This window comes from Plantibacter sp. PA-3-X8 (genome assembly GCF_003856975.1).
Classification (GTDB): domain Bacteria; phylum Actinomycetota; class Actinomycetes; order Actinomycetales; family Microbacteriaceae; genus Plantibacter; species Plantibacter auratus.
In genome coordinates this window covers 3,001,225-3,013,776 of record NZ_CP033107.1, presented here as the reverse complement: position 1 = coordinate 3,013,776, position 12,552 = coordinate 3,001,225, and the positions used below count along the sequence as shown (strand labels likewise).

The 12,552-nt window shown below is 68.0% G+C and carries 12 protein-coding genes; 4 read left to right on the top strand and 8 right to left on the bottom strand.

Features of this window, described 5'->3' with window-relative positions; all coding sequences use genetic code 11:
* Window positions 1-141 precede the first annotated feature (141 nt).
* From EAO79_RS14210 to EAO79_RS14200, 3 genes are read left to right on the top strand one after another with little or no spacing between them, the layout of a single operon-like run.
* Complete coding sequence (locus EAO79_RS14210; protein ID WP_086473255.1) at window positions 142-450, top strand: DUF3099 domain-containing protein; 309 nt, start codon at window positions 142-144, stop codon at window positions 448-450.
* Window positions 447-671, top strand: a complete 225-nt coding sequence (locus tag EAO79_RS14205) for a hypothetical protein (protein WP_079705968.1) — start codon at window positions 447-449, stop codon at window positions 669-671. Before EAO79_RS14210 ends, EAO79_RS14205 begins: the two co-directional genes overlap by 4 nt.
* The gene (locus tag EAO79_RS14200) at window positions 668-1,516 is read left to right on the top strand and encodes an SURF1 family protein (RefSeq protein ID WP_085510918.1); all 849 of its coding nucleotides are present in this window, start codon (window positions 668-670) and stop codon (window positions 1,514-1,516) included. The genes EAO79_RS14205 and EAO79_RS14200 overlap by 4 nt, the downstream gene beginning before the upstream one ends.
* Window positions 1,517-1,567: 51 nt before the next feature.
* Here EAO79_RS14200 and abc-f read toward each other — a convergent pair whose 3' ends face one another.
* From abc-f to sufB, 7 genes are all read right to left on the bottom strand, one after another.
* Complete coding sequence (gene abc-f, locus EAO79_RS14195; protein ID WP_056005615.1) at window positions 1,568-3,166, bottom strand: ribosomal protection-like ABC-F family protein; 1,599 nt, start codon at window positions 3,164-3,166, stop codon at window positions 1,568-1,570.
* A gap of 120 nt (window positions 3,167-3,286) precedes the next feature.
* Complete coding sequence (locus EAO79_RS14190) at window positions 3,287-4,453, bottom strand: MalY/PatB family protein (RefSeq protein ID WP_124769369.1); 1,167 nt, start codon at window positions 4,451-4,453, stop codon at window positions 3,287-3,289.
* A 93-nt stretch (window positions 4,454-4,546) separates the two neighbouring features.
* Window positions 4,547-4,876: a metal-sulfur cluster assembly factor gene (locus EAO79_RS14185; protein ID WP_056005622.1), complete on the bottom strand. Its 330-nt coding sequence runs from the start codon at window positions 4,874-4,876 to the stop codon at window positions 4,547-4,549.
* A 28-nt stretch (window positions 4,877-4,904) separates the two neighbouring features.
* Entirely contained in the window at window positions 4,905-5,681 is a 777-nt protein-coding gene (gene sufC / locus EAO79_RS14180) for a Fe-S cluster assembly ATPase SufC (protein ID WP_064296938.1), read from the bottom strand.
* Between the two features lie 4 nt (window positions 5,682-5,685).
* A complete protein-coding gene (locus EAO79_RS14175; RefSeq protein WP_064296937.1) occupies window positions 5,686-6,009 on the bottom strand; it encodes a non-heme iron oxygenase ferredoxin subunit in 324 nt (107 codons plus the stop codon).
* Window positions 6,009-7,217: a Fe-S cluster assembly protein SufD gene (gene sufD, locus EAO79_RS14170; protein ID WP_124769368.1), complete on the bottom strand. Its 1,209-nt coding sequence runs from the start codon at window positions 7,215-7,217 to the stop codon at window positions 6,009-6,011. The genes EAO79_RS14175 and sufD overlap by 1 nt, the downstream gene beginning before the upstream one ends.
* Window positions 7,217-8,635: a Fe-S cluster assembly protein SufB gene (gene sufB / locus EAO79_RS14165; protein WP_079705963.1), complete on the bottom strand. Its 1,419-nt coding sequence runs from the start codon at window positions 8,633-8,635 to the stop codon at window positions 7,217-7,219. Before sufB ends, sufD begins: the two co-directional genes overlap by 1 nt.
* 308 nt (window positions 8,636-8,943) lie before the next feature.
* Between sufB and EAO79_RS14160 the strand changes: the two genes are divergently transcribed.
* A complete protein-coding gene (locus EAO79_RS14160) occupies window positions 8,944-9,915 on the top strand; it encodes a heme A synthase (protein WP_371413693.1) in 972 nt (323 codons plus the stop codon).
* Between the two features lie 87 nt (window positions 9,916-10,002).
* Here EAO79_RS14160 and EAO79_RS14155 read toward each other — a convergent pair whose 3' ends face one another.
* The gene (locus EAO79_RS14155; protein WP_124769366.1) at window positions 10,003-12,552 is read right to left on the bottom strand and encodes an RNA helicase; all 2,550 of its coding nucleotides are present in this window, start codon (window positions 12,550-12,552) and stop codon (window positions 10,003-10,005) included.

Genomic DNA, 12,552 nt, shown 5'->3' with positions numbered 1-12,552 from the left:
CGATACCGGCCGACTCGTGCGGCGGCCGTCGGGGCGCGCGACGTTCCGGCCGCGGGCCCGTACCAGCATATGGGGGTACTCCCTTTCTCCCGGTGATTTGGGGGCTTCGCCCACCCGCCGAGCGCGTAGGCTGGTCATGGCATGAAGCAGCAGAGCATCACCTCCCTCCCACCGGCTCCCGAACAAGAGCGCCGGCAGCGGCTCATCAAGTACTCGATCACCATGGGTGTCCGGTTGCTTTGCCTCGCTGCGCTCCCGTTCGTCCAGGGCGGTTGGATGTTCGCGGTCGCAGCCGGTGCCATCTTCCTGCCGTACGTCGCCGTCATCATCGCGAACGCCGGGTCGCTGCCGTCGCAGGGGGCCATCGAGCGCCCCACCGGTGTCGTCGTGTCCCAGCGGCCGATCATCGTCGACGACTCGGTTCCGCCTCGTCCGGCCGACCAGGCATGATCGGGTTCGGTGCTGAGCCCGACGGCGTGATCTGCTCCCGGGCCGGCTGCCGCGCGGCGGCGAGCTGGCGGATCGAGTGGCGCAATCCGAAGATCCACGCGGAGGACCGCGTGAAGGTCTGGACCGCCTGCGACGAACACGTCGACTTCTTGGAAGCCTTCCTCGAGGCCCGCTCCTTCCCGCTCGAGCGGCGTCCGCTGGCGTCGGCGGTCGGCTCATGAGCGCGGGCTGGCGGTTCGCCTTCAGCCGCCGTTGGCTCGGCTACCTCGGCGTCGCGATCGTGTTCGCGATCGTGTGCGTCCTCCTCTCCAACTGGCAGCTCGCCCGCGCGAGCGAGAAGGAGGAGGAGGTCCAGCGCATCGAGACCAATTGGGACGCGACCCCGATCCCGCTCGACGAAGCGCTGCCGTCGCTGGACTCCTTCAGCGTGGCCGACGAATGGCACCCGGTGTCGATGAGTGGCACCTACCTGCCTGACGAACAGCTGCTGGTCCGGAACCGTCCCCGGAACAACCAGGCGGGCTTCAACGTCCTCACGCCGCTCCGACTTGCCAACGGAGACGTGTTCATCGTCGACCGTGGCTGGGTCGCTGCGAACGATTCACTCGAAGCACCCGAGTCGGTCCCGGCCCCTCCGAGCGGTGAGGTCTCGGTCGTCGTCCGCATCCGACCCGGCGAACCGACGCTCCCGGGCCGCGGGGCCGCCGACGGCCAGGTGGCCACGATCAACCTCCCGCAGATCGCCGAACTCCGCGGCGAGACGCTCTACTCCGGTGCGTACGGCATGCTCCTCTCGGAGAGCCCGGCGCCTGCCGAGGCGGCACCGCTCGGTCCGATCAAGCCCGAGCCGAACGAGGGGATGCACCTCTCGTACGCGCTGCAATGGGTGGTCTTCGCGCTGATGGGCTTCATCTTCCTCGCCTATGCCATCCGTCAGGAGTACCGCATCCTGAACTCCGACGACCCGAAGGAGCAGCGGCGTGCGGCTGCGCGCGCCGAACGGCTCGCCGCGAAGGCACGGTCCGACGCCGACATCGAGGATGAGATCCTCGAAGCGAGTCGCTGACCCGACCGCCCCGAGCCGTCGACGGACGGGGCGCGCTGGCCCGCTGGCGCGCTAGGCCAGGCTGACGAGGTCCTGGTAGTCCTTGTTCCAGTGGTCCTCGACGCCGTCGGGCAGGATGAGCACCCGCTCGGGGTTGAGCGCCTCGACGGCGCCCTCATCGTGACTCACGAGCACAACGGCACCCTCGTAGTGGGCGAGCGCGTCGAGGATCTCCAGACGGCTGGCCGGGTCGAGGTTGTTGGTCGGTTCGTCGAGGAGGAGCATGTTCGCGCCCGAGACGACGATCATCGCGAGAGCGAGTCTCGTCTTCTCGCCACCGGACAGCACGCCCGCGAGCTTGTTGGAGTCGTCGCCGGTGAACAGGAACGAGCCGAGGACCTTGCGCGCTTCCATCTCGGTGATGTTCGGCGACGAGGAGACCATGTTCTCGAGCACGCTGCGCTTCACGTCGATCGTCTCGTGCTCCTGCGCGTAGTAGCCGATCCGCAGGCCGTGCCCGGGCTCGAGCTGCCCGGTGTCGGGCTGGTCCACTCCGGCGAGGATCCGCAGCAGGGTCGTCTTGCCCGCGCCGTTGAATCCGAGGATGACGACCTTCGAGCCACGGTCGATCGCGAGGTCGACGGCCGTGAAGATCTCGAGCGAGCCGTAGCTCTTCGACAGGTTGCTCGCCATGAGCGGCGTCCGGCCACAGGGCGCCGGGGTCGGGAACCGCAGCTTGGCCACGCGGTCTTGCGCGCGGACCTCTTCGAGCCCGGAGAGCATCCGTTCGGCGCGAGCCACCATCTGGTGGGCTGCGGCCGCCTTGCTGGCCTTCGCACCGAACTTGGCCGCCTGGAGCTGGAGCGCCGTCGCCTTCTTCTCGACGTTGGTGCGCTCCTTCTTCCGGCGCTCCTCGTCGGCCTCGCGCTGACGCTGGTAGTTCTTCCAGTTCATGTTGTAGATGTCGATGACGGTGCGGTTCGCATCGAGGTAGAAGACCCGGTTGACGGTCTCGCCGACGAGCTCGATGTCGTGCGAGATCACGATGAACCCGCCCTTGTACTGCTTGAGGAACTCACGCAGCCAGACGACGGAGTCGGCGTCGAGGTGGTTGGTCGGCTCGTCGAGGATGAGCGTCTCGGCGTCGGAGAACAGGATGCGCGCGAGTTCGATGCGGCGGCGCTGTCCACCCGAGAGCGTCTTCAGCTGCTGATCGAGGATGCGGTCGGGCAGGTTCAGGTTCGACGCGATCGAGGCCGCCTCGGCCTCTGCGGCGTACCCGCCGAGCGCGTTGAACCGGTCGGTGAGGTTGCCGTACTTCTTCATGGCGGCTTCCGCCACCTTCGGGTCGTCGCTCGCCATGGCCATGCTCGACTCGTGCATGCCGAGCGCGAGCTGGCCGAGACCGCGCGCATCGAGGATGCGGGTGCGGGCGAGGTCCTCCGGGTTGCCGGAGCGCGGGTCCTGCGGCAGGTACCCGATCTCGCCACCGCGATCGATCTTGCCGTTCGTCGGGAGGGTCTCCCCCGCGAGCGTCTTGGTCAGGGTCGTCTTCCCGGCACCGTTGCGGCCGACGAGGCCGATCTTGTCGCCGGCGGACACGCGGAAGTTCACGTGCTCCATGAGCACGCGTGCCCCCACGCGGATCTCGAGGTCGTGCACACTCAGCACAGGCATAGTCCATTTCTTCGGGTGCGTTTCGACAACGCGGAGGGTGGGGGTCAGCCTCCCAGTATAAATCGTGAATCCGATGCTCAGCACCGCGGCCGTTCCGGTGCGGCCGGACGGCCGTCAACGCAGGGCGGAGATCCGTCCGACCGCCTCGGTGAGGAGCTCGGGTGAGCAGGCCAGGTTGAGTCGTGCATGGCCGACGCCGCCGGGCCCGAACGGGGCTCCCTCCTGCAGGGCCACGCGCGCCTCGCGCAGGATGCGCCGCGCCGGGGGCTCGGTCCAACCGAGCGTGGTGCAGTCCAGCCAGGCGAGGTACCCGGCGGCAGGCGGACAGTAGCCGACCTCGGGCAACTCGGTGCCCAGCAGCTCACCGAGCAGCCGCCGGTTGCCGTCGAGCAACCCGAGGAGCCCGTCCAGCCAGGGCTCTCCGGCCTCGAAGGCGGCGACCGAAGCCAGTACACCGAACTGGCCCGTCCGCCAGAACACCTCGACCGGCATCCCGGCGACCACGCTCCGCGGCCCGGGGCCGGCGGTGACCATCACCGCGCACTTCAGGCCGGCGAGGTTCCAGGCCTTGCTCGCCGACAGGACGGCGTACCCGTGTTCGGCGGCCTCGTCGGACACGCTGAGATAGGGGACGAACCGCTCGCCCGGCTGGGTGAGCGGAGCGTGGATCTCATCGCTCACGACCGTGACCCCGTACCGCGCGGCCAGCGCGGCGACCGAGCGGAGTTCGTCGACCGTGTGCGGCCGACCGACCGGGTTGTGCGGGTTGCAGAGGAGGAACGCCTTCGCGCCGTTGCGGAAGGCGGCTTCGAGACCGTCCAGGTCGAGCCGCCAGCCCCCGGCGGGATCGTCGGCGCGGCTGGACCCGAGCAAGGGGGCATCCACCACGACTCCCCCGGCCTCGGTGACGAGGTCGAAGAACGGCGGGTAGACCGGCGAGGTGATCACGACGCCCTCGCCGGGCGAGATGACGCGCCGCAGGATCTCGACGATGCCCATGCTGACGTCGGCGGTGGTGAACACGGAGCCGGGATCCACGTCCCATCCCCAGCGTCGCGCTGCGAAGTCGGCGAACGCCTGTGGGAGCCGTGTGCGGCTCGCGACATACCCGGCGTCACCGCGGTCGATCGCCGCGTGCAGGGCATCGCGGACCACGGGTGCCAGGGGGACGTCCATCTCGGCGACGAACATGGGCAGGACGTCGTCGGAGTACTCGGACCACTTCTCGCTCGTCCGGCTGCGCAGGACGTCGAGGGGGTCTGCGGACACGATCTCGGTCATGCCTCGACCCTATCCGGGATCAGCCGGACGACGCTGCCGGGAACAGGACGACGGACGGCTGCAATGCAGCCGTCCGTCGTCGGGGAGGTTCGATCAGATCGAGAAGCCGAGGGCACGCATCATGTCGCGCCCGTCGTCCGTGATGCGCTCCGGGCCCCACGGCGGCATCCACACCCAGTTGATGCGGAAGGCGTCGACGATGCCGTCGAGCGCTTGACCAGTCTGCTCCTCGAGGACGTCCGTGAGCGGACATCCGGCGGAGGTCAGGGTCATGTGGATGATGAGCGCGTCGTTCTCGTCATCCCAACCCAGGTCGTAGATGAGACCGAGGTCGACCACGTTCACCCCGAGCTCGGGGTCCATGACGTCCTTGAGCGCCTCTTCGACCTCGTCGAATCGTTGCGGACTGAGCGTTGTTACCATGTCGTTATCTTAGACCGCTCGCGCGGCTTCAGGCACCTTCCGGGGCGACGACGGCATCGACGAGGAAACGGTCGTAGCCTTCGTTCTCGAGTCGGTCGGCGAGCTCGGGACCGCCCTGCTCGGCGATCTTGCCGGCGACGAAGACGTGCACGAAGTCCGGCTTGATGTAGCGGAGGATCCGCGTGTAGTGCGTGATCAGCAGGACGCCGAGGCCCGTGTTCTCCTTGGCGCGGTTGACGCCCTCGGACACGATCTTGAGGGCGTCGACGTCGAGGCCGGAGTCGGTCTCGTCGAGGACTGCGAACTGCGGCTTCAGCAGCTCGAGCTGGAGGATCTCGTGACGCTTCTTCTCGCCACCGGAGAAGCCCTCGTTGACGTTGCGCTCGGCGAAGGCAGGCTCCATGCGCAGGTTCTTCATCGACTCGCGGACGTCCTTGATCCAGCCGCGGATCGCGGGCGCCTCGCCGTCGACGGCGGTCTTCGCCGTGCGGAGGAAGTTCGTGACCGTGACGCCGGGGATCTCGACGGGGTACTGCATCGCGAGGAAGAGTCCGGCACGGGCGCGCTCGTCCACGCTCATCGCGAGGACGTCCTCGCCATCCAGCGTGATGGATCCGCTGTCGACGGTGTACTTCGGGTGGCCGGCGATCGTGTACGCGAGCGTGGACTTGCCCGAACCGTTCGGACCCATGATCGCGTGCGTTTCGCCCGTGCGGATGGTGAGGTCGACGCCACGCAGGATCGGCTTGGTGCCCTGCTCGGTTTCGACGCTGACGTGCAGGTCGCGGATTTCGAGGACTGACATGGTGCTAGATCTCTTTCGTTGCGGTCGGGTCGATGTAGATGTCGCCGTCGATGAGCTCGACGGTGTAGACGGGGACCGGCTCGTAGGCCGGAAGGGTGAGCGGCTTGCCCGTCGTGAGCGAGAACTGCGAGCCGTGTGCCCAGCATTCGAGGTTGCCGTCCTCGACGAAGCCTTCGGACAGCGAGATGTCGCCGTGGGTGCAGACGTCGCCGATCGCGAACAGTTCGTCCGACGCGTCGCGCACGAGGGCGATCGGCACGCCGTCCACCACGACCCGCTTGGCCTGGTTGACGGCGAGCTCGTCGAACGAGCACACCTTCGTCGCCATCAGTGCTGCGCTCCGCCGGTGCCCTGTCCGTCGGCGCCGAGCAGTTCGGCCTCGATGGCCGCCGAGAGGCGCTCCTGCAGCTCGGTGTCACCGATCTGCTGGATGATCTCCACGAGGAAGCCGCGGACGACGAGTCGTCGTGCCTCGTCTTCAGGGATGCCTCGAGCCTGCAGGTAGAAGAGCTGCTCGTCGTCGAATCGTCCGGTCGCGCTCGCGTGACCGGCACCGGCGATGTCGCCGGTCTCGATCTCGAGGTTCGGCACCGAGTCGGCACGGGTGCCGTCGGAGAGGACCAGGTTGCGGTTCTGCTCGTAGCTGTCGGTGCCGACGGCACGGTTGCTGATGAGGACGTCGCCGATCCACACGGACCGCGCACCCTCGCCCTGCAGTGCGCCCTTGTAGGTCACGCGCCCGCGGGTGTTCGGTGCGTCGTGGTGCATGTAGACCTGCTGCTCGAGGTGCTGACCCGCGTCGGAGAAGTACACGCCGAGCGAGTCGAGGTCCGAGCCCTGACCGGCGAGGTGCAGGGTCGGGTTCACCCGGACGACCTTGCCGCCGAGCGACACCACGACGTGCTTGAGGTGGGCGTCGCGACCGATGGACGCGAAGTGGCTGGCGAGGTGCACGGCGGCGTCGTCCCACCACTGCACGGTCACGACGGTCACGTCGGCCTGTTCGCCGACGACGATCTCGACGTTCTCGGTGAGGCGGGCGTCGCCCGCGTTCTCGATGATGATGAGGCCACGGCTGAACGGCGCGGCGGTGATGACGGTGTGCGCAGCGCGGGCGCCGTCGCCGAGCCCGCTCCGCTCGAGGCGCAGGGTCTTGGGCTCCTCGCCCGTGACCGAGATCGCCAGTGCCTGGTCGAAGCTCGACCAGGCGTTCGCGGAGGCGCGCTCCTCCGGCACGCCGGCGGAGCCGACGCGCGCGTCGTCGCGACTGACCCACTCGACGCTGAAACCGTCGACGTCGTCGTGCGTGATCGGGGTGGGCGAGCCGTCGAGCTCCCCCGCGGTGAGGTCGGTGAACTGCGCGACCGGGCTGAGCTTCCAGACCGCCTCGCGTCCCGTCACCGCTGGGAAGTCGGCGACATCATAGGAGCTGAAGCGCTCCGATCGGGTCTGCACCGGGATGACGCGTCCTGCGCCGTCGCTGTGTGCCGTGATGCCGTGCTGTCCTTCGGTCTGAGTCGGTGCTGCAGTCGTCATTAACCGACGGATCCTTCCATGCCCATCTCGATGAGCTTGTTGAGTTCGAGTGCGTACTCCATGGGCAGTTCGCGGGCGATCGGCTCGATGAAGCCGCGGACGATCATCGCCATGGCCTCGTCTTCCGGCATGCCGCGGCTCATGAGGTAGAAGAGCTGCTCCTCGCTGACCTTGGACACCGTCGCCTCGTGTCCGAGCTGGACGTCGTCCACCCGGATGTCGATCGCCGGGTACGTGTCACTGCGGGAGATGGTGTCGACCAGGAGCGCGTCGCAGCGCACGGTGTTGGCCGAGTGATGGGCGTTGGCGTCCACCCGGACCTCGCCGCGGTATCCCGCGCGTCCGCCGCCTCGGGCGATCGACTTGGAGACGATGGACGACTGCGTGTACGGAGCCATGTGGATCATCTTCGCGCCGGCGTCCTGGTGCTGGCCGGGACCGGCGAACGCGACGGACAGGGTCTCGCCCTTGGCGTGCTCGCCCATGAGGTAGATGGACGGGTACTTCATCGTGACCTTGGATCCGATGTTGCCGTCGATCCACTCCATGGTCGCGCCTTCGGCGGCCGTAGCGCGCTTCGTGACCAGGTTGTAGACGTTGTTCGACCAGTTCTGGATCGTCGTGTAGCGGACGCGGGCGTTCTTCTTGACGATGATCTCGACGACCGCGGAGTGCAGCGAGTCCGACTTGTAGATCGGCGCGGTGCAACCCTCGATGTAGTGCACGTAGCTGCCCTCGTCGGCGATGATCAGCGTGCGCTCGAACTGGCCCATGTTCTCGGTGTTGATCCGGAAGTAGGCCTGCAGCGGGATCTCGACGTGCACGCCGGGCGGCACGTAGACGAAGGAGCCACCCGACCACACGGCGGTGTTCAGCGCGGCGAACTTGTTGTCGCCGGACGGGATGACCGTGCCGAAGTACTCCTCGAAGAACTCGGGGTGCTCGCGCAACGCCGTGTCGGTGTCCATGAAGATGACACCCTGCGCCTCGAGCTCCTCGTTGATCTGGTGGTAGACCACCTCGGACTCGTACTGCGCGGCGACGCCGGAGACGAGGCGCTGGCGCTCCGCCTCGGGGATGCCGAGCTTCTCGTAGGTGTTCTTGATGTCGTCCGGCAGGTCCTCCCAGGTCTGAGCCTGCTTCTCGGTGGACCGGACGAAGTACTTGATGTTCTCGAAGTCGATCTCGGAGAGGTCGGCACCCCATGTCGGCATGGGCTTGCGCTCGAACAGCTGCAGGGCCTTGAGGCGGCGCTGCAGCATCCAGTCCGGTTCGTTCTTCAGTGCGGAGATGTCGGCCACGACCTCGGTGGAGATGCCGCGGCGCGCTGAAGCGCCGGCGACGTCGCCGTCGTGCCATCCGAACTCGTATTGGCCGAGTCCGGCGAGCTCCGGGCGATCGATCAGGATGTCTGACATGTGTCCCTCTTTCCTCCCTGGAGACAACCACCGGCTGGAGGTCGTCATTCCCTCCCATGGCACGCGCCTGATCGGAGCGGATTGGGGAGGGGATGTGCGGGCGGCTTCTTCGCGAACCTACAATGTTCATGAACCATGGCGCTTCTCGCGCGCACCGTGAACCTCATAATCCTACAGCTTCCTGTGGGTTGTGGGTGAGGACGGTGGATACGGCAGCCGTGGCCACCGCGAACCGAAGGATCGACCCCGTGTCACACCACTCCAAGACCGCCGGTCGACCGACGCCGGCACCGTCCCTTCCCGACCGGGTGCGGGCCACCCGGTTCTGGCAGTGGTTGCCGACGACGATCGACAAGCGCGTGCGGGTCGTCGCCTGGCTCTCCTTTGCCTTCCAGCTCGTCCTCATCGGGACCGGGGGCGCCGTGCGTCTGACGGCCTCCGGGCTCGGGTGCCCGACATGGCCGCGCTGCACGGACGACTCCTTCGTCAACACGCCGGAGATGGGCATCCACGGGTTCATCGAGTTCGGCAACCGACTCCTGACCTTCGTCCTCGCGGCCATCGTCATCGCCGCGTTCCTCGCGGTGATCCGCATGCGTCGGCAGCGCCCCGACCTCTTCCGACTGACCCTGCTCCAGGGCCTGTCGATCCCCGCGCAGGCGGTCCTCGGCGGCATCACCGTCCTCACCGGGCTGAACCCGTACGTGGTCGGGCTGCACTTCGTCATCTCGATCGTCCTCGTCGCCCTCGCGACGATGCTCGTCCATCGGGTCTACCGCGGCCCCCGCGGTGCGGTGAAAGTCATGCCCGGCTGGTACCTCGGCGTCGTCCACCTGACGAGCCTCTTCGTCGCCGTCACCGTCGTGTTCGGCATCCTGACGACGGGCTCGGGCCCGCACGCCGGCGACAACTCGAAGGAGGTGCCGGCGCCGCGCAACGGGTTCGACCCCGAGTTCCTCCAGCACCTCCACAGCTGGCCCGCCTACGCGACGCTCGCCGGCACCATCGTGCTGCTCGTCGGTGCGATCGCGCTCGGCGCCCGCCGCGGGTCGCGTGGGGTGCGCACCGCGGTCTCCACACTGCTCGCGGTCGAAGTGGTGCAGATCATCGTGGGGCTCACCCAGGCCCGCCTCGGACTCCCCGAGGTGCTCGTCGGGCTGCACATGGTGCTCGCCGGACTGCTTGTCGCCGCGATGACCTGGGTCGTGCTGCAGCAGCGGATCCCGGTCCGGACCGCGTCACGCGTCGACGAGTCGGCATTCCTCAGCGTCTCCCGCTGACGACTCAGACGCTCTCCCGCCGACGGTTCAGGGGGCCTGCTGACGGCTCAGCGCGCCTGCTGACGGCTCACTGCGCCTGCTGACGGCTCAGAGCATCCCGACCGCGGTCACGCGGACGACCGCGGTCCCGGTCTCGTCGGAGGCGTCGAGATCGATGACCGCGCTGATCCCCCAGTCATGGTCGCCGGCCGGATCGGCGAACACCTGACGCACCCGCCAGACACCGCCCGTGTCGCCGACGGGGCGCTCGTCCTCGTCGTCGACGACCAGCAGCGCCGGGCTCCGTGCTGCGGCGCCAGTCGGGAGTTCACCGTGCTCCTCGAAGTACGGATCCATGGCGTCCGCCCAGGTGTCGGCGTCGAATCCAGCCGACGCGTCGAGCTCGCCGAGCGCGTCGTAGTGCTCAAGCGACGCGAGCTGGACCCGGCGGAAGAGTTCGTTCCGGACGAGGACGGTGAACGCCCGGCGGTTGGCGAGGACGCTCCGTGGCGTGGGCGGGAGTGACCGACTCGCCTCCGCATGGCGTTCGGGGTCCGGGTGGGACAGTTCCTCCCACTCGTCGAGCAGACTCGAGTCGACCTGTCGGACGAGTTCTCCGAGCCACTCGATGAGGTCCTGGAGCTCCTCGTCCTTGAACTCGTCCGGCACGCTCTGCCGGATCGCCCGGAAGGCGTCGGAGAGGTACCGCAGGACGAGTCCCTCGGACCTCGAGAGACTGTAGAACGAGACGAACTCGCTGAAGTTCAGTGCACGCTCGATGAAGTCGCGCACGACCGCCTTCGGGCGGAGCTCGAGGTCGAGTGCCCACGGCTGCGCGGCGGTGTAGCTCGTGAACGCCGCCTCGAGGAGTTCCGCCAGCGGTCTCGGATGGGTGACCGCCTCGAGGAGCTCCATGCGCTGGTCGTATTCGATCCCCTCGGCCTTCATCGCCTGCACGGCCTCGCCCCTGGCGAGGTGCTGCTGGGCCATGACGATCTGGCGCGGATCGTCGAGCGTCGACTCGACCACCGAGATGACGTCGAGGGCGAAGCCGGGCTCCGCGGGGTCCAACAGCTCGAACGCGGCGAGGGCGAACGGCGACAGCGGAGCGTTGAGCGCGAAGTTCGGCTGCAACTCGACCGTGAGGCCGATGACGACCTCGCCCGTCTCGGGGTCGATCGTCTGAGTAATCACCCCTGCCGTTCGGAGGGTGCGGTAGATCTCGAGCGCCCGCCTGGCCAGGGCGAAGCGTCTCGCCCGAGGCTCGTGGTTGTCGAAGACGAGGGAGCGGATGGTGCCGAAGCTGTCACCGCCGCGTGCGATGACGCTGAGCATCATCGCGTGGGTGAGCTGCATGTGGCTGGTCAGTGTCTCAGGCTCGGCCGCGACGAGACGCTGGAAGCTCGGCTCCCCCCAGGACACGAACCCCTCCGGCGCCTTCTTCCGGATGATCTTCCGGCGCTTCTTGGGGTCGTCGCCGGCCTTCTCGATGAGCTTGAGGTTCTCGGTCTCGTGCTCGGGGGCCTGGACGACGACGGTGCCCGCGGTGTCGTAACCGGCCCGACCCGCACGACCGGCGATCTGGTGGAACTCCCGGGCGTTCACCTGCCGCATCTTCGTGCCGTCGTATTTCGTGAGCGCCGTGAACAGGACGGTGCGGATCGGGACGTTGATCCCGACGCCGAGGGTGTCCGTCCCGCAGATGACGCGGAGGAGACCACGTTGGGCCAGCTGCTCCACGAGGCGTCGGTACTTCGGCAGCATGCCGGCGTGGTGCACGCCGATCCCGCTGCGGACGAGCCGGGACAGCGTCGTGCCGAACGCGGTGCTGAACCGGAAGTCGCCGATGGCGTCGGCGATCTCGTCGCGTTGCTCGCGGGTGACGACCTTGAGGCTGGTCAACGCCTGGGCCCGCTCGAGCGCCGCCGCCTGCGCGAAGTGGACGATGTAGATCGGAGCCTGTCCCGTGTGGAGGAGGTCTTCCACGGTCTCGTGGATCGGTGTGGTCGCGTAGGAGAAGTGGAGCGGCACCGGTCGTTCGACGCCGGTCACGATGGCGGTCTCACGGCCGGTCCGGCGCTCGAGGTCGTGCGCGAGGTCGCCGACGTCGCCGAGGGTCGCGGACATGAGGATGAACTGCGTGTCCGGGAGGGTGAGCAGCGGCACCTGCCACGCCCACCCGCGGTCGGGGTCGGCGTAGAAGTGGAACTCGTCCATCACGACCTGGTCGGTGCCGGCGTCCTCGCCGTGCCGGAGCGCCAGGTTGGCGACGATCTCCGCGGTGCAGCAGACGATCGGCGCGTCGGCGTTCACCGAGGAGTCCCCGGTGACCATCCCGACGTTCTCCGCGCCGAACATCTCGACGAGTGCGAAGAACTTCTCGCTGACGAGCGCCTTGATCGGGGCCGTGTAGTAGCTGCGGCGACCGGAGCTCAGCGCCGCGAAGTGTGCGCCGGCGGCGACGAGGCTCTTGCCGGTGCCCGTCGGGGTGGAGAGGATGACGTTGGCGCCGTCGACGATGCCGATGAGCGCCTCCTCCTGCGCCGGGTACAGGCTGAGTCCGCCGGCCTCGGCCCAGGACACGAACCGGTCGAAGACGATGTCGGGGCTCTCCCCCGTCGCAGCGATCAGCCGGCCGCGTTCCGCTGCGTCAGCCAC

What these genes read in the sequence shown, in the direction of transcription:
- EAO79_RS14175 (WP_064296937.1), bottom strand. Translation starts at nt 6,009, where the DNA reads ATGGCGACGAAGGTGTGCTCGTTCGACGAGCTCGCCGTCAACCAGGCC.
- EAO79_RS14205 (WP_079705968.1), top strand. Translation starts at nt 447, where the DNA reads ATGATCGGGTTCGGTGCTGAGCCCGACGGCGTGATCTGCTCCCGGGCC.
- EAO79_RS14190 (WP_124769369.1), bottom strand. Translation starts at nt 4,453, where the DNA reads ATGACCGAGATCGTGTCCGCAGACCCCCTCGACGTCCTGCGCAGCCGG.
- sufB (WP_079705963.1), bottom strand. Translation starts at nt 8,635, where the DNA reads ATGTCAGACATCCTGATCGATCGCCCGGAGCTCGCCGGACTCGGCCAA.
- EAO79_RS14210 (WP_086473255.1), top strand. Translation starts at nt 142, where the DNA reads ATGAAGCAGCAGAGCATCACCTCCCTCCCACCGGCTCCCGAACAAGAG.
- sufC (WP_064296938.1), bottom strand. Translation starts at nt 5,681, where the DNA reads ATGTCAGTCCTCGAAATCCGCGACCTGCACGTCAGCGTCGAAACCGAG.
- sufD (WP_124769368.1), bottom strand. Translation starts at nt 7,217, where the DNA reads ATGACGACTGCAGCACCGACTCAGACCGAAGGACAGCACGGCATCACG.
- EAO79_RS14200 (WP_085510918.1), top strand. Translation starts at nt 668, where the DNA reads ATGAGCGCGGGCTGGCGGTTCGCCTTCAGCCGCCGTTGGCTCGGCTAC.
- EAO79_RS14185 (WP_056005622.1), bottom strand. Translation starts at nt 4,876, where the DNA reads ATGGTAACAACGCTCAGTCCGCAACGATTCGACGAGGTCGAAGAGGCG.